The 24,871-nt window shown below is 72.3% G+C and carries 2 protein-coding genes; both read left to right on the top strand.

Going from position 1 to position 24,871, the window contains the following annotated elements; translation table 11 throughout:
* Window positions 1–513: 513 nt before the first annotated feature.
* Entirely contained in the window at window positions 514–13,563 is a 13,050-nt protein-coding gene (locus tag ACFQ7F_RS14600) for a type I polyketide synthase (RefSeq protein ID WP_383270313.1), read from the top strand.
* A gap of 53 nt (window positions 13,564–13,616) precedes the next feature.
* A partial coding sequence (locus ACFQ7F_RS14595; protein ID WP_383270311.1) for a type I polyketide synthase occupies window positions 13,617–24,871 on the top strand: 11,255 nt, incomplete at its 3' end.

Raw genomic sequence — 24,871 nt, 5'->3', positions numbered from 1 at the left:
TGGATAGTTTCAGCCCTTTATTCATTCACTGTTTCAGAGTGATCGTGCATGGCGGCTGGATTCTTAACGGAACTCGTATGGCTGGATTGCGACAGCTGTATGACGGGTTGGTGATGCGCGGGCGGTGCTGCCGATCCGGTCGCCGGGTGCGGGCTCCCGCTGCGCGATGAGGCAAAACCCGCTGCACGATAGGGCAAACGCTTCTTGGCGAGTCGGCGAGAGGTGGTTCTGCCTCTCTCCTGGTCGCGTTAATAACCGGGTAAATTTTAGAAGTCCGAACGGTAAATCGCGTGAGTCGGCACGCCCCTGACCCGCGCCTACGCATGCCCTACGAACGTTTTCCGCCTGTGACAGACCGAAAATAGACCGCAGTTGACAATTTCTGGATCGCTGGCTTTGACTTGCGCTCGTTGTCGCGGCCAAGTGGCCGAGAAAGTATCGAGCCGATTCAGGCCAACCATGCTTGTTTCCAGTTCCAGTTCCAGTGGATGACTGACGAAGGCCGAGGCTGCCATGCGTTTATCCGAAGGGGTGCACACCGGCACTGTCGCCGTCATTGGAGCCGCGTCAGCGGCACCGGTGCAGGCGGAGCGCGATCACGGTGTACTGGCTGAGCTGACCGGTGCGCCGCTGCCCGCGGACCGGACAGCCGAACTGGAGTCGGCATGGACGGCCTGTGAGGACGCAGGCATCGGCGCGGACGAGCGGACAGGTGTCGGTGTCTACCTGGCCGCCGACGCAGAGGGCGAGGACAACGCTGTCGAGCTGTCACGCGTGCTCGGCTTTCACGGTGCCTGCCGGACCGGACACGACCCCCTCGCCGATGCCGTGGCCGCCGTGCGATCAGGTGAGTGCGACCTGGCGCTGGTCGGGGCTGACGGTGCCTTCGCCGTGCTCACGCGAAGAGACAGCGCACGGACGGTGACCTTCGCCTACCGGCTCGACACCGACCACGAGTGGTCCGACGGCGTTCCCGCGCTGGTCGAGGCCGCACTCCGCTCGGGCCGGCCCGGGCCAGGCCGCACCGCACCGGACGGGCCCGCCGTCCCGATCACGTTATCGGCGCACAGCCACGACGCGCTGCGGGCGCGGGCCGCCGATCTGCACGCGCTGATCGACGCCGAGCCGACCCTTCCGCTCGTCGACATCGCCTTCTCCCTCGCCACCACCCGGCCCGCGCTCGACCGGCGCGCCGTACTGGTCGGCGGGGACCGCACCCGGCTCGCCGAGGAGCTGCTCGCCGTCAGCGAGGGGCGAATACCGGTGCCGGGGCTCGCAGCCGGGGGACCGGCGCGGGCCACGGCGGACGACATCGCCTTCGTGTTCCCCGGCCACGGGCCGCAGTGGCTGGGCATGGCCGACGAACTCCTCGCCACGTCGCCGGTGTTCGCCGAGCAACTGCATGCCTGTGCCGAGGCCCTCACGCCGTACGTGGACTGGCCCGTCCTCGACGTGCTGCGCGGCACGACGGACACGCCGTCCCTCGACCGGCCGGACGTGGCGCAGCCCGCACTCTGGGCGATGATGGTGTCCCTGTCCGCGCTGTGGCGGTCCTGGGGTGTGTCACCCGGCGCCGTCATCGGCTCCAGCGTCGGCGAGATCCCGGCGGCGACGGTCGCGGGCGCGCTGTCCGTCGAGGACGGTGCGCGGGCAGTTGCCCTGTTCAGCCAGGCGCAGGTCCACCTGCTCGAACGCGGCGTGATGCTGTCCGTGTTGGCTTCGGCCGACGAGGTGCGCGAACGGCTGACCCGCTACGAGAACCTCGACCTGGCCGCCGTGCACGCCCCGGGCTCGGTCCTGGTCTCCGGCACCGAGAACGAGGCCACCGAATTCCTCGCCGATCTTGCAGCCGACGGCGTCAGGGCCAGGAGCATCCCCATCCGGCTCGCGGCGCACGGCCGCCAGGTCGACTCCGTGCTCGATCTGGTGCGCGAGGGCCTCGCGCCGATCACGCCCCGCCCGACCGAGGTGCCGATCTATACGGGCACCACCGGCACGCGGGTCGACCCGCTCACCCTCACCGCGGACCACTGGTGCCGCAACCTGCGCAACACCGCCGACTTCCAGAGCGCCACGCGCGCCGTCCTGGCAGCCGGGCACCGACTGCTGCTCGAGCCGAGCCCCCACCCCGTGCTGACCAGGGCCGTGCAGGAGTCCGCCGAGGACGCGGGCGTGGAGGCCGCCGTCGTCGGCACGCTGCGCAGGGAGCGCGGCGGCGCCGACCAGATGATTGCCGCGCTCGCCGAACTGCACGCGCACGGCGTGCTTCCCGACTGGAACGCGGTGTTCGACGGCCGGTACGCACGCGCGGTGCCGCTGCCCACCTACCCGCTGCACACGGCGCCCGGGGACGTCCCCGTACCGACCCTTGCCGACCGCATCGCGGCCGCTCCCGACCGCGCCGATTTCCTGCTCGGCCTGGTCCGCGCGCAGCTGGCCGCCGTTGTCGGGGATACCGCGTCCGCCGCCGACGCGGACGCGCCGCTCCTCGAACTGGGCCTCGACTCGGCCGGCGCGGTGACCCTGCGCAACCTGCTGAACGCGGCCACCGGCCTGAACCTGCCCGTGTCGGCGGTGTTCGACACACCGACGTGCCGTGGCCTCGCCGAGCGCATCGACCGGATCCTGCTCGGCACACCGGCCGATGACGACGAGCCGCTGGCCTTCGCGACGGTCGGGGATGACGAGCCGATCGCCGTCGTGGCGATGAGCTGCCGCCTGCCCGGTGGCGTGCGCAGCCCCGATGACCTGTGGGAGCTCCTTTCCGCGGGCGGCGACGGCATCACCGCGTTCCCCACCGACCGCGGCTGGGACCTGGAAGGGCGCTACGACGAGGACGCCGAGCGGGCGGGCGGCTACTACCAGCGCGAGGCCGGATTCCTGCACGACGCCCCCCAGTTCGACCCCGAGTTCTTCGGCATCTCGCCGCGCGAAGCCCTGGCGATGGACCCGCAGCAGCGACTGCTCCTGGAGATCGGCTGGGAGGCGATCGAGCGCGCGGGCATCGACCCGGCAGGGCTGCGGGGCAGTCAGTCGGGCGTGTTCGTGGGCGCGATGACGATGGACTACGGGCCGAAGCTGCACGAGGCCCCCGCGGACCTAGAGGGCTATCTGCTCACCGGCAACACCGCGAGCGTCGCGTCCGGCAGGCTCTCCTACTCGTTCGGGTTCAACGGACCCGCCGTCACCCTCGACACGGCGTGCTCCTCGTCGCTTGCCGCCCTGCACCTTGCCGTGCAGTCGCTGCGGCGCGGCGAGTGCCCCCTCGCCCTTGCGGGCGGCGTCACGGTCATGCCGTCGCAGGGCATGTTCGTGGAGTTCAGCAGGCAGCGCGCGCTGGCCCCCGACGGGCGCTGCAAGGCGTTCTCGGCGAGTGCCGACGGGTTCGGCCTCGCCGAGGGCGCCACCATGGTGCTCCTCGAGCGGCTTTCCGACGCGCGCCGCAACGGGCACCCCGTACTCGCGTTGATCAAGGGCACCGCGATCAACCAGGACGGCGCGTCCAACGGCCTCACCGCCCCCAGCGGCCCCGCGCAGCGCAGGGTCATCCGGCAGGCGCTCGCCGACGCGGGCGTCCCGGCCGCCGAGGTCGACGCCGTCGAGGCGCACGGCACCGGCACCCGCCTCGGCGACCCGATCGAGGCGGACGCCCTCCTGGCCACCTACGGCCGCGAACACCCCGCCGACCGGCCGCTGCTGCTCGGCTCGGTGAAGTCCAACATCGGTCACACGCAGGCTGCTTCCGGCGTCGCAGGGCTGATCAAGATGGTCCTCGCGCTGCGGCACGGCGTACTGCCCCAAAGCCTGCACATCACCGAGCCCACCCCGCACGTGGACTGGACGTCGGGCGCCGTGTCACTGGTCACCGAGACCACGCCGTGGCCCGAGGTCGGGCGCCCCCGGCGGGCCGCCGTGTCCTCGTTCGGCATCAGCGGCACCAACGCCCATGCCGTCCTCGAGCAGGCGCCCGACGAGACCCCGGTCGACCCGCTGCCGACGTCCGAGCCGGTTCCGCTGGTGTTCTCCGCGCGCACGGAGGATGCCCTGCGCGCCCACGCCGCCCAACTCGCCACCGCGGCAGAGGCGCTTGCGCCGGTCGACGTGGCTGATGCCCTGCTGTCCCGAGCGGTGTTCGATCACCGGGCCGTCGTGGTCGCGGGCGGCGCCGAGGCGCTGACGGCGGTCGCTGGAGGCGTCGAGTCGGCCCGCGTGGCCATCGGTGTGGCGCGGCCTGTGGGCAAGGTGGCGTTTGTCTTTCCTGGTCAGGGTTCGCAGTGGCTGGGTATGGGTGCGGAGTTGGCGGAGTCGTCGCCGGTTTTCCGTGCTTCTCTCGATGCGTGTGCCGATGCGCTTGCGCCCTATGTGGACTGGTCGCTGCACGAGGTCCTTGCTGACGGTGCCGAGTTGGAGCGTGTCGACGTCGTACAGCCCGCGCTGTTCGCGGTGATGGTGTCGCTGGCCGCGCTGTGGCGTTCGTACGGTGTGGAGCCGGATGCGGTGGTGGGGCACAGCCAGGGTGAGATCGCCGCCGCGTATGTGTCCGGGGCGCTGTCCCTGAACGACGCTGCCAAGGTCGTGGCGCTGCGCAGTAAGGCGATCCTGGCGCTCTCGGGTCAGGGCGGCATGGTGTCGCTTGCCGTGACGGTCGACGCCGCGCGTGAGCGGATCGCGCGGTGGGACGGGCGGATATCGGTTGCCGCGGTGAACGGTCCGCGTTCGGTGGTGGTGGCGGGTGATGCCGACGCGCTGGACGAGCTGGTCGAGTCGTGCGCGGCCGATGAGGTGCGGGCCCGCAAGGTGCCTGTCGATTACGCCTCGCACTCGCCGCATGTGGAGCGCATCCAGGAAGAACTGGCCGCTGTCCTTGCGGGAGTTGCACCCCTCCGCGCGAGTGTGCCGATGCTGTCCACGGTCACGGGGGAGTGGCTGACCGGGACTGAGGTCGGCGCCGATTACTGGTATCAGAACCTGCGCAACACCGTGCGGTTCGAAGAGGTCACGCGTGGCCTGCTCGACCACGGGGTCGGCGCGTTCGTGGAGTGCAGCCCGCACCCCGTACTCACCTTCGGGGTACGCGAGACGCTGGACGCGACCGGCGGTGACGCCGTCGTCGTGGGGACGCTGCGCCGGACCGACGGCGGCCTCGACCGCTTCCTGCTCTCCGCCGCCGAAGCGTACGTGGAAGGTCTGCCCTTCGAGTGGCGGCAGACGGTGCCCGCCGGACAGCATGTGGAGCTGCCCACCTACCCCTTCCAGCGTCGGCGGTTCTGGCTGGAGGAGACGGCCCGTCCGACGGGAGCCGTTGACCCCGCGTTTGAGGAGTTCTGGTCCGCGGTGGAGCGTGGCGACCTCGCCACCACCCTTGACGTGCCCGCCGACGCGCCGCTGACCGACGTGCTGCCGAGCCTGGCCGGCTGGCGGCGCCGCAGGCAGGAGCGGTCCACCGTCGACGCGTGGCGCTACCGGGTCACTTGGCACGCGCTCGGCACCGGCGCCGCACCGGCCCTGGACGGCACCTGGCTCGTGGTCGGCTCGCCGTCCGAGGCGGAGCACCCGTGGCATGCGGCCGCTGTCGACGCTCTGCGCGCCCACGGCGCCGACGTCCTGGAGGCCGACGGCTCGGTGGAGTCGCTGCGCGCCGCGGACGCCGAACTCAGCGGCGTGCTCTCCCTGTTGGCCCTCGACGAACAGTCCGACCCCGCGTCGCCGACCGTCCCGAGGGGCCTTTCCGGCACGCTGGAGCTGGTACAGGCGCTCGGTGACGCCGGGATCGGCGCGCCGCTGTGGCTGGCCACGACGGGCGCCGTGTCCGTAGGCCGGTCCGACCCGCTGACCCACCCGGCGCAGAGCCAGGCATGGGGCCTCGGCCTCGCCGTCGGCCTGGAACACCCGGGCCGCTGGGGCGGCATCGTAGACCTGCCTGTGACCCCCGACGCCAGGACCGCGACGCGCCTGGTCTCCGCCCTGGCCGGTCTCGCGGACGAGGACCAACTGGCGATCCGGGCCTCCGGCGTGTCCGTGCGACGGCTGACCCCGGCCCCCGCACCGGCGGCGACAGTTGAGAACTGGCGCGCCAAGGGCACCGTACTGATCACCGGTGGCACCGGCGCCATCGGCGGCCACGTGGCCCGCTGGCTCGCGGGCAACGGCGCCGAGCACATCGTGCTGACAAGCCGCAGTGGCGCGAACGCCCCCGGCGCGCAGGAGCTGGAAGCAGAGCTGACCGGACTCGGCGTCAAGGCCACCATCGCCGCCTGCGACGCCGCCGACCGAGCCGCGCTCGCCGATCTGTTCGCCCGGTTCGACGCCGAAGGCACCCCGATCCGCTCGGTCTTCCACGCGGCGGGCACCGTACCGTCCCTGCCGCTTGCCGACACGGACACCTCGGACCTCGCGTACGCCTTGGCGGCGAAGGCCGGTGGCGCGGCCCACCTCGACGAGCTGTGCGCCGGACGCGAGCTTGACGCGTTCGTGCTGTTCTCCTCCGGATCCGCGGTGTGGGGCAGCGGCGAACTGGGCGCGTACGGCGCCGCCAACGCCTTCCTCGACGGCCTCGCACAGCGCCGCCGCGCCGAAGGACTGCCCGCCACCTCGGTCTCCTGGGGCATGTGGGCGGGCGGCGGAATGGTGACCGGCGACCTCGACGACCAGCTGCGCCGCCGAGGCATGCGCCCCATGCGGCCCGAACTCGCGGTCGGCGCACTCGCCACCGCCCTGGCGACGGGCGAGACGACCCTGACCGTCGCGGACATCGACTGGGCCCGCTTCGCCCCCGGCTTCACGGCGGCCCGCTCACGCCCGCTGATCAGCGACATCCCCGACGTCGTCGACATTGCCGCGCAGGACGCGGTGGAACAGCCGGCCTCCGGCGGGGCGCTCGCCGACCGCCTTGCCGGGCTCAACGACGTCGACCGGCACCGGCACCTGCTCGACCTGGTACGCGGCCACGCGGCGACGGTGCTCGGCCACGAAGGGCCCGACACCGTCACGGCGGACCGTGCCTTCCGCGAGCTGGGCTTCGACTCACTCACCGCCATCGAGCTGCGCAAGCGCCTCAACACCGCCACCGGCGTACGGCTGCCCGCGACCGTCGTCTTCGACCACCCGACGCCGGATGCCCTTGCCGACCACCTGCACACCGTGGTGCTCGGCGAGCGGCAGACCGCCGCGTCCGCCACGTTCGCCGGGACCGCGCCGAGTGCCGCCGACGATCCGATCGCGGTGGTGGCGATGAGCTGCCGCTACCCCGGCGGCGTACGCGGACCCGAGGACCTGTGGTCGCTCGTCCTCGGCGGGCACGACGCCGTCGGGTCGTTCCCGGACGACCGCGGCTGGGACCCCGACCGGCTGTACCCGGCCGACGCGGAGGCCCAGGGCCGCAGCCGCACCCTGGAAGGCGCCTTCGTCGACGACGCGGGCGGGTTCGACGCGGGCTTCTTCGGCATCGCACCGCGCGAGGCCCTCGCCATGGACCCCCAGCAGCGCCAGGTGCTCGAACTGGCCTGGGAGGCCTTCGAGCGTGCGGGCATCGACCCGTCATCCGTACGCGACAGCCTCACCGGCGTGTTCGTCGGCGCCTCACCGCAGAGCTACGCGGGCACCCTGGAACAGGCGACGCCCGAGATGGACGGCTACCGGCTGACCGGCGACGCGCTCAGTGTCGTATCGGGCCGGATCGCCTACTCACTCGGCCTGCGCGGCCCCGCCGTCACCGTGGACACGGCATGCTCGTCCTCCCTGGTCGCCCTGCACCTCGCGGTGCAGGCGCTGCGGTCGGGGGAGTGCTCTATGGCCCTGGCGGGCGGCACGGCGATCATGGTGACACCCACGGCCTTCGCCGAGTTCAGCCTCCAGGGCGGCCTGGCCCCCGACGGCCGGTGCAAGCCCTTCGCCGACGCCGCCGACGGCGTCGGCTGGGGCGAGGGCGCGGGCCTGATCCTCCTCGAACGGCTCTCCGACGCACGGGCCAACGGCCACGAAGTGCTCGCCGTCGTCCGTGGTTCCGCCACCAACCAGGACGGCGCGTCGAACGGCCTCTCCGCACCGAGCGGGCCCGCACAACAGCGGGTCATCCGCGCGGCGCTCGCGAACGCCGGCCTGTCCACCGCGGACGTGGACGCCGTCGAGGGCCACGGCACGGGCACCCGGCTCGGCGACCCCATCGAGGCGCAGGCACTCCTCGCCACCTACGGCCAGGACCGCCCCGTCGAGCGACCGCTGCTCCTCGGCGCGCTGAAGTCCAACATCGGCCACACCCAGGCGGCTTCGGGCATCGCGGGCGTCATCAAGATGGTGCAGGCGATGCGGCACGGCGTACTGCCGCGCACCCTGCACCTCGACCACCCGTCCGAGCACGTGGACTGGACGACCGGCGCCGTGGAGCTCCTCTCCGAGGTGCGGCCGTGGCCGGAGGCGGGCAGGCCGAGGCGCGCCGCCGTCTCCGCGTTCGGCGTCAGCGGCACCAACGGCCACGTCATCCTCGAACAGGCCGAGCCCGAAACCCCGGCCCCCGCGGACGAGCCCGACGGCCGGACCCTTGCGTGGGCGCTGTCCGCCCGTGACACGTCCGCGCTGCGCGAGCAGGCCACCCGCCTGGCGTCCACCGTGGACGAGCGGCCCGAGCTCTCGCCGGTGGACGTCGCCGCGACGCTCACGGCCGGGCGGGCCGCGCTCGACCACCGTGCCGTCGTACTCGGCACCGACACGGCCGAACTGCGAACCGGACTCGACGCGTTGGCCGAGGGCGCCGACCACCCGGCCGTGGTGCGGGGCACCCCCGACGGCGGCAGGCTCGCCGTGCTGTTCTCCGGCCAGGGCTCCCAGCGCATCGACATGGGTCGCGGCCTGTACGAGGCGCACCCCGCCTTCGCCGACGCGCTCGACGAGGCGTTCGCCCACCTCGACCCGCACCTCGCCGTGCCGCTGCGCGACGTGGTCTTCGGCGACGACCAGGCCCTCCTGGACCGCACCGAATACGCCCAGCCCGCGCTGTTCGCCGTCGAGGTCGCGCTCTACCGACTGTGGGAGTCCTGGGGCCTTGCGCCCGACGCGCTCGCCGGCCACTCGGTCGGCGAACTGGCCGCCGCGCACGTGGCGGGCGTCTTCTCCCTGGCCGACGCCTGCACGATCGTCGCCGCGCGCGGAGCCCTCATGCAGGCGCTGCCCGACGGCGGCGTCATGGTCGCCGTACAGGCCACCGAGGACGAGATCACGCCGGAGTGCAACGAGAACGTCGGCATCGCCGCCATCAACGGCCCTGAATCCCTCGTCCTGTCCGGCAGTGAGCTCGAAGTGCTCGGACTCGCCGACCGCCTCAAGGCGCAAGGGCGCAAGGTGACAAGGCTGCGGGTCAGCCACGCCTTCCACTCGCCGCTGATGGAGCCGATGCTTGCGGAATTCCGCAGCGTCGTGGCGGGCGTGACCGCCAACCCGCCCGCGCTGCCGATCGTGTCCACGCTGACCGGCGCGCCGGTCGACGCAGACGAACTGACGTCACCCGACCACTGGGTACGGCATGTGCGCCGGCCCGTGCGGTTCGCCGACGGCGTCACGGCGCTCGTCGCGCAGGGCGTGACGACCATGCTGGAGGTCGGACCCGGCGGCGCACTCGCCGCGATGGGCCAGGACAGCGCCCCCGACGCCGTGTTCATCCCGACGCTGCGCTCCGAGCGGCCCGAACCGGACGCACTGACCCTCGCCGCCGCGCGACTCCACGTCCGGGGCGCGCGATGCGACCTGGCCGCGGCCCTCGGCGGCCGGGGCAACCGCGTCGACCTGCCCACCTACGCGTTCCAGCACGACCACTACTGGCTGACCGCGGCTGTCGCGCCGACGGGCGACGGGGCGACAACGGCCCTCGGCCTCGCCACGGGCGACCACCCGCTGCTCCGCGCCGCGGTCGCGCTGCCCGACACCGGCGGCGTCGTCTTCACCGGCAGGCTGTCCACCCGGACCCAGCCCTGGCTCGCCGACCACGGCGTCGGCGACCGGGTGCTGTTCCCCGGCACCGGCTTCCTCGACCTCGCCCTGCACGCCGCGAGCCACTGCGGGCTCGACACGGTCGAGGAACTGACCCTGCACGCCCCGCTCGTCCTGCCCGAACACGGCGGCATCGCCCTGCGGGTCGCGGTCGGCGAGGAGTCCGAAGGCAGGCGGAACATCCGGATCCACTCGCGGGCCGAGGACGCCGACCGGGACACGCCGTGGACCGAGCACGCGACCGGCGCGCTCACGACGGGCGACGCACCGGCGACCGAACTGGCGGCGTGGCCGCCGCAGGACGCGACACCGATGGACGTCGACGACGTCTACGACCGCCTCACCGAACTCGGCTACGGCTACGGGCCGGTGTTCCGCGCGCTGCGCACGGCCTGGCGCCTCGGCTCCGACGTCTACGTCGAGGTGTCCCTGCCCGACGGGACCGGAGGCGAAGGCTTCAGCGTGCACCCCGCCCTGCTCGACGCCGCCCTGCACGCACCGGTCCTCCGCGCCCTCGACGAGATCGGCGGCGGCCCCCGGCTGCCGTTCAGCTTCACGGGAGTACGGCTGCACGCCGTCGGCGCCTCGACGCTGCGGGTGCGCTGGTCGCCCACCGGGCAGGACCAGATGTCCCTTGCCGTCGCGGACCCGGCAGGCAGGCCCGTCGCGACCGTCGAATCCCTTGTGATGCGGCCGGTTGAGCTCCAGAAGGCCGCATCGCCGACCGCGGACGCCCTGTTCGCGCTGGAATGGCAGCCTGTCGACGTGACCGGGGACAGGACGGTCCGACTTGCCGTGCTCGGCGACGACGACTTCGCCGGGGAGTACTTCGGCGGGGACGGCCTCGGCGTCGACGCGCTGACCGTGTCCGACTTCGGTGCCCTCGACGGCGTGACCGACCTGCTCGTCCCCTGCCCCCTACCGTCCGGTGCGGGCGGAAAGGCGGCGCGCGAGACGGTCTCCTGGGCACTGGAACTGGCCAAGGACTGGCTCGCCGACGAGCGGACTGCCGACGCCCGCCTGGTCTTCGTGACCCGTGGCGCGGTCGACACCGCATCGCCCGACCCGGCGCAGGCCGCCGTGTGGGGGCTCGTGCGGACGGCACAGACCGAGAACCCAGGCCGGTTCGCGCTGATCGACCTCGACACCGCGCACTCCGCCGACGCCGTGCCCGCTGTGCTGGCCGGCGACGAGCCCCAGGCAGCCGTACGCGCCGGCCTGGTCACCGTGCCCAGGCTCACCCGTGCCACCGCCGACAGCCCGCTCGCCCCGCCCGCCGACGGCCCCTGGCGCCTCGACATCCGGCCGCGCGGCTCGCTGGACGACCTCACCCTGGTGCCGCACCCCGACGCCACCGCCCCCCTCGCGCCCGGCGAGGTACGCGTCGCCGTCCGCGCGGCGGGCCTGAACGTCCACGACGTGCTGAGCGCCCTCGGCGAGCACTCCGGCGGTGCCGATACGGGCAACGACATCGCGGGCGTCGTGACCGAGACCGGCGCGGAGGTGACCGACCTGGTGGTGGGCGACCGCGTGCTCGGCACGGCCACCCAGGCCTTCGGGCCACTCGCGGTCACCGACCGCAGGCTGGTCGCCCCGATGCCCACCGGATGGTCCTTCGCGCGGGCCGCATCCGTACCGCTGGCGTTCCTCGCGACCCACTACGCCCTGCGCGACCTGGCAGACCTGCGCCCCGGCGAGTCCGTCCTCGTCCATGGAGCGGCGAGCGCCGACGGCATGGCGGCCGTGCAACTCGCGCGGCACTGGGGCGCGGAGGTCTACGCGACCGCGAGCCCCGCCGACTGGGACGCCGTGCGGGAGGCTGGCGTGCCCGACTCGCACCTGGCGTCCTCGCTCGACACCGACTTCGCGGCGAAGTTCGCCGTGGAGACCGGCGGCCGTGGCGTCGACGTCGTACTGAACGCGCTGGTACGGGAGTTCATGGACGGCCCCCTGCCCGCGCCGGAGTTCATCGACGCCTCCGTCCAACTGCTCTCCGACGGCGGACGGTTCATCGAGCCAGGCACTACCTACGACCGTGAACCCGACGATCTGCCGCCCGGCGTCAAGTACGCCACGTACGACCGCACCCAGCCGGACGCCGCCCGGGTCCAAGAGGTCCTCGTCGAGGTCCTTGCGCTCTGCGAGGCGGGCCTGCTGAGCCCCCTGCCCGTACGGGCCTGGGACGTCCGCCGTGCGCCCGAGGCGTTCCTCCACCTCGGCCACGCCCGGCACACCGGCAAGGTCGTACTGACCGTGCCCGCGCCGATCGACCCGGACCGCCCGGTCCTGGTGACCGGCGGACTCGGCACGCTCGGTGCGCTGGTGGCCCGGCATCTGGTCGCCGAGCGGGGCGCCCGCAACCTCGTACTCGCGGGACGCAAGGGGTCGGCCACCGAGGGCGCGGAAGAACTGCGCGCCGAGCTGGTGGCCCTCGGTGCCGAGGTGTCCGTGGCGGCGTGCGACATCGCCGACCGTGACTCAGTGGAGGCGCTCCTGTCCTCCCTCGACCGGCCGCTCGGTGCGATCGTGCACGCGGCGGGCATCGTCGACGACGGCGTGCTCGATTCGCTGACACCCGACCGGATCGACCGCGTGTTCGCCCCGAAGATCGACGGCTTGCAGCACCTGGACGAACTGACCAGGGACGCCGACCTGTCCGCCTTCGTCGTGTTCTCCTCGGCGGCAGGCATCATCGGCAGCGCGGGCCAGGCGAGTTACGCCGCGGCGAACGCGGCACTCGACGCCTTCATGCGGCGCCGCCACTCGCTCGGCCTGCCCGGTGTCTCGGTCGCCTGGGGCATGTGGGCTGCCGCGAGCGGCATGACGGCGGAGCTCGACGCGGGTGACCGGGCCCGGCTCAGCCGCTCCGGAATCCGCGAACTGCCCACCGAGGACGCCCTCGCGCTGTTCGACGCGGTGGCGGACGACGACCGCACGCCACTCGTGCCGCTCCTCCTCGACACCGCCGCACTGCGCGGACAGGCGGCGGACGGCACACTGCCCCCGGTACTGCGCGGTCTGGTCCGCGCCCCCGCCCGCCGCGTCACCACGGCGGCCCCCGCCGCGACCGTGACGTTCGCCGACACCATCGCGGGCCAGTCCGCGGCGGACCGCGAACAGACGGTCCTCGACCTGGTCCGCGGCCAGGTCGCGGCGGCGCTCGGCCACTCGACCGACACGCACATCGAGCCCGGCCGCCCGCTGCAAGACCTCGGGTTCGACTCGCTGACCGCGGTGGAACTGCGCAACCGGCTCACCTCGGCCACCGGACTGCGGCTGCCCTCGACACTCGTCTTCGACCACCCGTCGGCCGCCGCGATCACCCGGCATGTGCTCACGCTGCTCCCGCGCACCGAAATCGAGCCGGAGACCGGCGTCCTCGACCAGCTCGACCGCCTTGAGAGCGCACTGCTCGCCCTCAACGACGGCGCCGCCACAAAGGTGGATCTGCGGCTTCGTGCCCTGCTCGCCAGCTGGAGCGACGCGCGGGCCGGTGACGCGGACGAGGACGACGGTTCCGACCTCACCTCGGCCACCGACGACGAACTCTTCGGCTACCTCGACGACGAACTTGAGACCACGTGACCGGGTCGGACAGCAACGAACTCGCCCGCCCCGCCGTAAGGAGCACACGCCAGATGCAGAACGAGGACAAGCTCCGCGATTACCTCAAGCGGGCGACCACCGATCTGCGCACCGCACGCCGACGCCTGCGCGAGGTCGAGGACCGGGAGCACGAGCCCATCGCCATCATCGGGATGAGCTGCCGCTACCCGGGCGGGGTCGAGTCGCCGGAAGACCTGTGGCAGCTGGTGGCCGAGGGCCGCGACGCCGTGGTGGAGTTCCCGTCCGACCGCGGCTGGGACGTCGAATCGCTCTATGACCCCGACCCGGAGCACGCGGGCACCTCGATCACCCGGCACGGCGGTTTCCTGCAGGGCGCCGCGGGCTTCGACCCGGCGTTCTTCGGGGTCAGCCCGCGCGAGGCCCAGGCGATGGACCCGCAGCAGCGACTGCTCCTGGAAACCTCCTGGGAGGCGTTCGAGCGCGCCGGCATCGACCCGACGCAGGCCAAGGACACCAGGACCGGCGTGTTCGCGGGCGTCATGTACAACGACTACGCGACAAGGCTGCCGCAGGCACCCGAAGGATTCGAGGGCTTCCTCGCCAACGGCAGCGCGGGCAGCATCGCGTCCGGCCGGATCGCCTACACGCTCGGCCTCGTCGGGCCCGCGGTGACGGTGGACACGGCGTGCTCGTCGTCCCTCGTGGCACTGCACCTCGCGATGGTGGCGCTGCGCCGCGACGAGTGCTCCCTCGCGCTCGCGGGCGGTGCCACCTTCATGTCCACTCCGCGTACGTTCGTCGAGTACAGCAGGCAGCGCGCCCTGTCCGTGGACGGCCGGTGCAAGGCGTTCTCCGACAGTGCGGACGGCACCGGCTGGGGCGAGGGCGTCGGCATGCTCCTGGTGGAGCGCCTCTCCGACGCGCAGCGCAACGGACACCCCGTACTCGCGGTCATCCGTGGCTCGGCGGTGAACCAGGACGGCGCCTCACACGGCCTGACCGCGCCGAACGGCCCGTCCCAGCAGACGGTGATCAACCAGGCGCTGAAGAGCGCGCGGCTCACCCCCGCGCAGGTGGACGCCGTCGAGGCGCACGGCACCGGCACCACCCTCGGCGACCCGATCGAGGCACAGGCCCTCATCGCGACCTACGGCGCCGAGCGGGACGCCGACCGGCCGCTGCTCCTTGGGTCGCTGAAGTCGAACATCGGCCACTCCCAGGCGGCGGCCGGGGCCGGCGGCATCATCAAGATGGTCATGGCGATGCGGCACGGTGTGCTGCCCAAGACCCTGCACGTCGACGAGCCGAGCAGCCACGTCGACTGGTCGGCAGGCACCGTGGAGCTGCTGACCGAGGGCCAGCAGTGGCCGCGGACCGACGAACCGCGCCGCGCCGGTGTCTCCTCGTTCGGCGTCAGCGGTACGAACGCCCACGTCATCCTGGAGGAGGCGCCCGCCCTCGAACCGGCGCCCGCGCCTGCCGATGACCTGCCGGTGCCCGCCGTCACGCCGTGGGTGCTGTCCGCCCGGAACCCCGACGCGCTGCGCGCGCAGGCCGACCGTCTCCGGTCCGCCGTGGAGGCCTCCGCCGACTTCGATCCCGCAGGTGTCGGCTTCTCGCTGGCCACGACGCGGTCGCTCTTCGAGCACCGCGCCGTTCTCCTTGCCGAGGACCGGACCACCGCCGTCGACCGTCTCGCCGCGCTCGCCGAGGGGCGGGGCGGTCCCGGTGTGGTGGTCGGTGAGGCGACACCGCACCGGTTGGGATTCCTGTTCTCGGGTCAGGGTTCGCAGCGGCTTGGTATGGGTCGTGAACTGGCCGCTCAGTACCCGGTGTTCGCTGAGGCGCTAGACGCTGTGCTTGCGGAGTTCGGGCCTGAGGTCCGTGAGGTGTTGTTCGGTGAGGATGCCGATGCGCTGAATGAGACGGGGGTGACGCAGCCTGCGTTGTTCGCGGTTGAGGTGGCGTTGTTCCGGCTTCTTGAGTCGTGGGGTGTGCGCCCCGACATGCTGGCGGGGCATTCGATCGGTGAGTTGGCTGCGGCTCATGTGGCGGGTGTGTGGTCGCTGGCTGACGCAGTCAAGGTGGTGTCGGCGCGGGGTGCGTTGATGCAGGCGCTGCCGTCGGGCGGCGCGATGGTGGCGATTCAGGCGTCCGAGGCCGAGGTGGCGTCGGATCTGTCGGAGACCGTGGGTATCGCTGCGGTGAACGGCCCGTCGTCGGTGGTCGTTTCCGGCGTTGTCGGTGATGTCGAGGTTGTCGCTGAGCGGTGGCGTGAAGCGGGCCGGAAGGTGTCCCGCCTCAAGGTCAGTCACGCGTTCCACTCGCCGCTGATGGAGCCGATGCTCGACGAGTTCCGCCAGGTGCTTGCAGGTGTTTCGTACGAGGCTCCGTCGATCCCGATCGTGTCGACGCTGACCGGCGTTCGCGCGACCGCCGAGGAGTTGACGTCGGCGGAGTACTGGGTGCGGCACGTGCGCGAGCCCGTGCGGTTCCACGGCGCGGTCGTGGGGCTGCGCGAGCAGGGCGTCGACGTCTTCCTGGAAGTCGGTCCCGGTGGCGTGCTGTCCGGTCTCGGGCAGCTCAACGCCCCTGAGGCCGCCTTCGTACCCGCTCTGCGCGCCGACCGGTCCGAACTCGTCGCCCTGACCACCGCAATCGGCCAACTGCACGTACGTGGCGCCCCGGTGGACCTGGCCGCCCTCTTCGACGGCAGCGGCGCCACCCGGGTCGACCTGCCGACGTACGCGTTCCAGCGCGAGCACTACTGGCTGGACGCGCCGGCCGCCGATGAGAGCGCCGAGCGGATGTCGCCGGTGGACGCGCGGTTCTGGGAGGCCGTGGAGGAGGGCGACCCCGCTGACCTCGCCCGCACGCTGGGCGTGTCGTCCGACGACCCGTTGAGTGCGGTCCTGCCCCGCCTGTCCGCGTGGCGCCAGAAGCAGCGGGACCGGTCCACCGCGGATGGCTGGCGGTACCGGGTCGAATGGCGGTCGGTGGCCGCCGGGAGCCGGCGACTGGACGGTGCTTGGCTGGTCGTCGCTCCGGCCGGTGAAGAGCGTGCCGAGTGGGTACGCGAGTCGCTGACACGCAACGGTGCGGACGACGTGCGCGTCCTGGGTGTGGACGCGGGAGCGGTTGATTGGGCGGAGCAGTTGGGCGGGCTGCCGTCTTTGGACGGAGTCGTCTCACTGCTGGGGTTCGCCGACGCCGGCACATCGTCCGTGCCTGCGGGTGTCGCGGCCACGATCGGTCTCTTACGGGCCCTCGGTGACGCGGACGTCTCCGCGCCGCTGTGGTGCCTGACGTCGGGCGCTGTCTCGGCGAGCGAGAGCGGGACCGAAACCGCGACCGAGACCGTTCCCGGGTTCGAGCAGTCGATGCTGTGGGGCCTCGGCCGGGCTGCCGCGCTGGAACACCCCGGCCGCTGGGGCGGCCTGGTCGACCTGCCCGAGACGCAGGACGAGACGACCGGAGACCACCTCGCCGCCGCCCTCGCCACATCGACCGGTGTTGATAGATCGACCGGCCCTGCCGAGGCGGTCGGCGAAGACCAGATAGCCCTGCGCGGCAACAAGATCCTCGGCCGCAGACTGGTGCCCGCCCCACTGGGCGACGCCCCCGAGTTGAACTGGTCGCCGCGCGGCACGGTCCTGGTCACCGGCGGCACCGGCGCCCTGGGCGGTCACGTTGCGCGCTGGCTGGCGACGCACGGAGCCGAGCACATCGTCCTTGCCGCCCGTCGCGGCCGGGCCGCGACGGGGGCGGAGGAACTGGAGTCCGAGCTCGTCGAGCTGGGTGCGCGCGTCACGTTCGCCACCTGTGACGTCGCCGACCGGGACGCCGTCGCGGCGATGCTGGAGAGCGTCCCGCCGCTCACCGCCGTCGTGCACACGGCGGGCGTCGAGCGCTCGGCCGCCCTTGCCGACCTCGACCCGGACGACCTCACCGGGTTCGCCGAGGTCCTGGCGGCCAAGGTCGACGGCGCGCGGAACCTGCACGAGCTGCTTGTCGACACGCAGTTGGACGCGTTCGTGCTGTTCTCGTCCATCGCCGGAGTGTGGGGCAGCGGAGGCCAGGCCGCCTACGGGGCTGCCAACGCCTACCTGGACGCCCTCGCGGACCACCGCAGGGCGGCAGGCCTTCCCGCCACGGCCGTCGCATGGGGCCCGTGGGGCGGTGGCGGCATGGTCGAGGACTCCGGGCAGGCCACTCACCTCCAGCGCCTCGGCCTGACCACGATGGCCCCCGACGCGGCGCTCGCCGGTCTCGGCTCGGCCATCGAACACGGCGACGGCAAGGTCACCGTCGCCGACGTCGACTGGACCCGGTTCGCCGGCGCCTTCATGGCGCAGCGCCCGAGCGCGCTCCTGAGTGAACTGCCCGAGGTGCGCGCCGCGTTCGACGCCGCTCCCACGGAGCAGAGCGGCACGTCGGCTCTCGCGCAGCGTCTTGCAGGTCTTGACGAGGCCGAGCAGGAACGGCAGCTCACCGACCTGGTCCGGTCCGAGGCCGCCGCGGTGCTCGGTCATGCCTCCGCCGACGCGTTCTCCGCGACCCGTGCCTTCCGGGAGCTCGGCTTCGACTCGTTGACGGCCGTCGAGCTGCGCGCCCGGCTCAGCGAGGCCACCGGCGTCGCCCTGCCCGCGGCCGTGGTGTTCGACTACCCGACGGCCGCTGCCCTGGCCGCCTATCTGCGCACGGAACTGTCCGGAGTCGCCCTTACCGCCCTCGCTCCCAGCGCTGCGCCCGGCGTGACCGACGAGCCGATCGCGATCGTGGCGATGGCGTGCCGGTTCCCCGGCGGTGTGGCGAGCCCGGAGGACCTGTGGCAGGTGCTCCTGTCGGGTGGCGACGCGGTGACGGAGTTCCCCACCGACCGCGGCTGGGACGTCGAGGCGCTGTACGACCCCGACCCGGACACGGCGGGCGTCGGCACGTCGTACTCCCGCATGGGTGCGTTCCTCGACCACGTCGCTGACTTCGACCCGACACTCTTCGGGATCTCGCCGCGCGAGGCCCTTGCGATGGACCCGCAGCAGCGACTGCTCCTTGAGACCTCCTGGGAGGCCTTCGAGCGGGCGGGCATCGACCCCGACTCGCTGCGCGGCAGCAGGTCCGGTGTGTTCGTCGGCACCAACGGCCAGGACTACACGACGCTGATGATGGCCGCGCCGGACAGCGTCGACGGCTACTTCGGCACCGGCAGCGCGGCGAGTGTCATCTCCGGGCGCCTGTCGTACACGTTCGGCCTCGAAGGCCCCGCGGTGACGGTGGACACGGCGTGCTCGTCGTCCCTGGTCGCGCTGCACCTGGCGGTACAGGCCCTGCGGAAGGGCGAGTGCGAGCTGGCTCTCGCGGGTGGCGTGACGGTGATGTCCACGCCCGCCGCGTTCGTGGAGTTCAGCCGCCAGCGCGGCCTTTCGCTTGACGGCCGGTGCAAGGCCTTCGGGGCGGAGGCGGACGGCACCGGCTGGGGCGAGGGCGTCGGCATGCTGCTCGTCGAGCGGCTCTCGGACGCCCGGCGCAACGGGCACCAAGTCCTCGCGGTCGTACGGGGATCCGCCGTCAACCAGGACGGCGCGTCCAACGGCCTGACCGCGCCGAACGGTCCCTCGCAGCAGCGGGTCATCCGGGCCGCCCTTGAGGCGACAGGCCTCACGCCGTCCGACGTGGACGCGGTCGAGGCACACGGCACGGGTACGAAGCTGGGCGACCCGATCGAGGCGCAGGCGCTTCTGGCTACTTACGGCCAGGACCGCCCCGCCGACCAGCCGTTGTGGCTGGGATCGATCAAGTCCAACATCGGTCACACGCAGGCCGCCGCAGGTGTGGCGGGCGTGATCAAGATGGTCATGGCGATGCGGCACGGAGTACTGCCCAAGACCCTGCACGCGGATGAGCCTTCACCGCATGTCGACTGGTCGGCGGGTGCGGTGGAGTTGCTCACCGATCAGCGTGAGTGGCCTGCCGCGGACCGGCCGTGGCGCGCCGGTGTCTCGTCGTTCGGGTTCAGCGGTACGAATGCCCACGCCATCATCGAGCAGGCCCCGCAGGCCCCCGAGATCGAGCAGGAAGAAGTCCCGGAGCCGCTGCCGGCCGGCACGGTCGTCCCGTGGACGTTGTCGGCCAAGAGCCCCGAGGCGCTGCGCGCGCAGGCCGCACGGCTCAAGTCCTTCGTGGACGGGTCGGACGGGTCGGACGGGTCGGGCGAGGCGGACGGATCGTACGGATCGTCGGGCCTGGCCGTGGCGGACGTGGCCCGTGCGCTGACGTTCTCGCGGGCGGCCCTTGAACACCGCGCGGTGGTGGTCGCCGCGGAGCCCGCCGAGTTCCGGTCGGCTCTGACCGCGCTCGCCGAGGGGCGGGGCGGCCCCGGTGCCGTGGTCGGTGAGGCGACACCGCACCGGTTGGGTTTCCTGTTCTCGGGTCAGGGTTCGCAGCGGCTCGGTATGGGCCGTGAACTGGCGGCTCGTTTCCCGGTGTTCGCTGAATCTCTGGACGCCGTGCTGGGTGAGTTCGACCCGCAGGTGCGCGAGGTGCTTTTCGGTGAGGATGCCGACGCGCTGAACGAGACGGGGGTGACGCAGCCCGCCCTGTTCGCGGTCGAGGTGGCGTTGTTCCGTCTCCTGCAGTCCTGGGGTGTGCGCCCCGACGTTCTGGCAGGGCACTCGATCGGCGAGCTGGCCGCCGCCCACGTGGCTGGGGTGTGGTCCCTGGCTGATGCCGCTGCGGTGGTGTCGGCGCGTGGTGAGCTGATGCAGGCGCTGCCGTCCGGTGGTGCGATGGTCGCGATTCAGGCGACCGAGGACGAGATCGCGTCGGACCTGTCGGAGACCGTCGGGATCGCAGCGGTGAACGGCCCGACGTCGGTGGTCGTCTCCGGTGTTGCGAGTGATGTCGAGGCGGTTGCGGAGCGGTGGCGTGAGGCGGGCCGGAAGGTGTCCCGCCTGAAGGTCAGTCACGCGTTCCACTCACCGTTGATGGAGCCGATGCTCGACGAGTTCCGCCGGGTCCTTGAAGGTGTTTCGTACGAGGCGCCGACGACTCCGATCGTGTCGACGCTGACCGGAGTGCGGGCGACTGCCGAGGAGTTGGCGTCGCCGGAGTACTGGGTGCGGCACGTGCGCGAGTCGGTGCGGTTCGCCGACGCCGTGGGCACGCTCGTGGACGAGGGTGTGACGACGTTCGTCGAGGTCGGCCCGGGGGGCACGCTGTCCGCCCTTGGCCAGGAGTCCGCGCCGGAAGCAGCCTTCGTGCCCACGCTGCGTGGCGATCGCCCGGAGGCGATGTCAGCCACGACGGCTGTCGGACAGTTGCACGTACGCGGTGTCGAGGTGGACTGGGAGGCGTTCTTCGCCGGTCGCGGCGCGCGCCGGGTGGACCTGCCGACGTACGCGTTCCAGCGTGAGCGCTTCTGGCTGGACACGCCGGACGTAGACGACGCGGACAAGGGTGCCGAGCGAATATCGCCGGTGGAGGCGCGCTTCTGGGAGGTCGTGGAAGAGGGCGACATCGCGGATCTCGCCCGCACGCTGGACGTGTCGTCCGACGACCCGTTGAGCGCCGTGCTGCCCCGCCTGTCCGCATGGCGCCGCAAGCAGCGGGACCGGTCCACGGCCGATGGCTGGCGGTATCGGGTCGAATGGCGTCCGGTGGCCGCCGGTAGTCGCAAGTTGAACGGTGCCTGGCTGGTCGTCGCGGCGGCCGGTGAGGAGCGCGCCGGGTGGGTCGGCGAGGCGCTGACCCGCAATGGCGCGGACGTGCATGTCGTCCACGTGGACCCGGAAGCGGTCGACTGGGCGGAGCAGTTGGGCGGGCTGCCGTCCCTGGGCGGAGTCGTCTCGCTGCTGGGGCTCGCCGACGCCGGCGCATCGACTGTGCCCGTGGGTGTCGCGGCCACGGTCGGGCTGCTGCGGGCGCTCGGTGACACGGTCGTACAGGCGCCGTTGTGGTGCCTGACGTCGGGCGCGGTGTCGGTGGGCCGGAGTGACACCGTCGCCGGGTTCGAGCAGTCGATGCTGTGGGGCCTTGGCCGGGTGGCCGCGTTGGAGCAGCCCGGTCGCTGGGGCGGTCTTGTGGACCTGCCCGAGGCGCAGGACGACGGGACCGGTGACGGGATCGGTGCCCGGATCGGTGCCCGGATCGGTGCCGGGACCGGTGATCTGCTGGCTTCCGTGCTCGCCGGGACGAGTGGCGAAGACCAGGTCGCGCTGCGCGGTGGCAAGGCACTGAGTCGCAGGCTGGTCACCGCTCCGGAGGGCAAGGCGTCCGGGGACGGCTGGTCGCCGCGCGGCACGGTGTTGGTCACCGGTGGCACCGGTGCGCTGGGCGCGCATGTCGCCAGGTGGCTGGTGGGCAAGGGCGCCGAGCATCTGCTCCTGACCAGCAGGCGCGGACTTGCGGCCGATGGTGCGGAGGAGCTGCGTGCGGAGCTGACCGCGCTGGGTGCCCGGGTCACGGTCACGGCCTGTGACACGGCCGATCGGGATGCGTTGGCGGACGTGCTCGCGTCCGTGCCCACCGAGTTTCCGCTCACCGCGGTCGTACACGCGGCAGGCATCGAGCGCTCGGCCGCCATCGCCGACCTCGACCCGGGTGACCTCGCCGAGTTCGCCGACGTACTGACGGCGAAGGCCGACGGCGCGCGGAACCTGCATGAGCTGCTTGCCGACACGCAGTTGGACGCGTTCGTGTTGTTCTCGTCCATCGCCGGAGTGTGGGGCAGCAGCGGGCAGGGTGCGTACGCGGCTGCCAACGCCTACCTCGATGCCCTCGCCGAACACCGCAGGGCGGCGGGTCTGCCCGCCACTGCCGTCGCATGGGGCCCTTGGGGCGGCGGCGGCATGGTCGCGACCACCGAGCAGGCCACGCAGCTGCACCGCTGGGGCCTGGCGACCATGGATCCGGACGTGGCTGTCGCCGGTCTGGCCACGGCCCTGGAGCGCGGCGACGGGAACATCGTCGTCGCCGACGTCGACTGGACCCGGTTCGCGGGTACGTTCATGGCGCAGCGCCCGAGCGCACTCCTCGGCGAACTGCCCGAGGTCCGCGCCGCATTCGACGCCGCTCCCGCGGAGCAGAGCAGCACGTCGGCTCTCGCGCAGCGCCTTGCGGGTCTTGACGAGGCCGAGCAGGAGCGGCAGCTCACCGACCTCGTCCGGTACGAGGCCGCCGCGGTCCTTGGACATGTGTCCGGCGACGCCTTTTCCCCGACGCGTGCGTTCAAGGAACTCGGCTTCGACTCGTTGACGGCCGTCGAGTTGCGTGCCCGGCTCCGCGAGGCCACCGGCATCGCCCTGCCCGCGACCCTGGTGTTCGACTACCCGACGGCCGCCGCCCTGGCCGCCTATCTGCGCACGGAACTGTCCGGCGTGGACGCGACGCCCACCGCCTCCGCCCCTGCCGCTATCTCCGGAGTGACCGACGAACCGATCGCGATCGTGTCGATGGCGTGCCGGTTCCCCGGCGGTGTGGCTGGACCGGAGGGCCTGTGGGACTTCCTTCTGTCGGGTGGCGACGCGGTGACGGAGTTCCCCACCGACCGCGGCTGGGACGTCGAGGCGCTGTACAACCCCGACCCGGACGCGGTGGGGACCACGTACCTGCGCTCCGGCGCGTTCATGTCGGACGTGAGCGGGTTCGACGCGGGCTTCTTCGGTATCTCGCCGCGTGAGGCCCTTGCGATGGACCCGCAGCAGCGGCTGCTGCTCGAGACCTCCTGGGAACTCCTCGAGCGCGCCGGGGTCGACTCGGCGTCGCTGCGCGGTGAGCGCGTCGGCGTGTTCGTCGGGTCGAATGCCCAGGACTACGGGCTTGTCCTCGGCGACGCTGCCGAAGACGTGGGCGGCTATGTGGCGACCGGCAACGCGGCCAGCGTGGCTTCGGGCCGCCTGTCGTACACCTTCGGCTTCGAAGGCCCCGCGGTGACGGTGGACACGGCGTGCTCGTCGTCGCTGGTCGCGCTGCACCTGGCGGTGCAGGCGCTGCGGACGGGGGAGTGCGAGCTGGCTCTCGCGGGTGGCGTGACGGTGATGTCGACGCCGGGCGCGTTCATCGAGTTCAGCCGCCAGCGCGGCCTTTCGCTGGACGGCCGGTGCAAGGCATTCGGAGCAGACGCCGACGGCACCAGCTGGGGCGAAGGCGTCGGCATGCTCTTCGTCGAGCGGCTCTCGGACGCCCAGCGCAACGGGCACCCGGTGCTTGCCGTCATCCGCGGATCCGCTGTCAACCAGGACGGTGCGTCCAACGGTCTGACCGCGCCGAACGGCCCTTCCCAGCAGCGGGTCATCCGCCAGGCGCTCGCCAGTGCGGGCCTGACCCCGTCCGACGTGGACGCGGTCGAGGCGCACGGCACGGGCACCAAGCTGGGCGACCCGATCGAGGCACAGGCGCTGCTCGCCACCTACGGCCAGGACCGCCCCGCCGACCAGCCGTTGTGGCTGGGCTCGGTGAAGTCGAACATCGGCCACACGCAGGCCGCCGCCGGTGTCGCGGGTGTCATCAAGATGGTCATGGCGATGCGGCACGGTGTACTGCCGCGCACCCTGCACGCGGATGAGCCGTCGCCGCACGTGGACTGGTCGGCGGGTGCGGTGGAGCTGCTCACCGATCAGCGTGAGTGGCCTGCCGCGGACCGGCCGTGGCGCGCCGGTATCTCGTCGTTCGGCTTCAGCGGCACGAACGCCCACACCATCATCGAGCAGGCCCCGCAGACCGCCGAGACGGAGCCGAAGGCAGCTCCGGAGTCGGCGGCGCGTGACGGCGCCCTGGTGCCGTGGCTGCTCTCTGCGGGCGACGAGGGTGCCCTGCGCGGCCAGGCCGAGCGTCTGCTGTCCCTGGTGGACGAGCACGCACCGGTCGACATCGGCTACTCGCTCGCGACGTCACGTTCGGTGCTGAACCACCGTGCCGTGGTGGTGGCCGCCGACCGGTCCGAGTTCCTGGCGGCCTTGACGGCCGTGGCCGACGGCCGGACGACCGGTGCCGTGGTCGGGGGAGTCGCCGGCGAGCACGGCCGGTTGGGTTTCCTCTTTTCGGGTCAGGGTTCGCAGCGGCTCGGCATGGGCCGTGAACTGGCTGCCCGTTTCCCGGTGTTCGCTGAATCTCTGGACGCCGTGCTGGGTGAGTTTGACCCGCAGGTGCGCGAGGTGCTTTTCGGTGAAGATGCCGACGCGCTGAACGAGACCGGGGTGACACAACCCGCCCTGTTCGCGGTGGAGGTCGCTCTCTTCCGCCTCCTGCAGTCGTGGGGTGTGCGCCCTGATGTTCTGGCGGGGCACTCGATCGGCGAGCTGGCCGCCGCCCATGTGGCCGGTGTCTGGTC

Source organism: Streptomyces sp. NPDC056486, from assembly GCF_042795295.1.
In the GTDB taxonomy this organism is placed as follows: Bacteria; Actinomycetota; Actinomycetes; order Streptomycetales; family Streptomycetaceae; genus Streptomyces.
Note: the sequence above shows the minus strand (reverse complement) of the source record. Positions and strands in the feature narration are given on the sequence as shown.

Coding starts and splice junctions, on each gene's coding strand:
- ACFQ7F_RS14600 (WP_383270313.1), top strand. CDS start 514: ATGCGTTTATCCGAAGGGGTGCACACCGGCACTGTCGCCGTCATTGGA.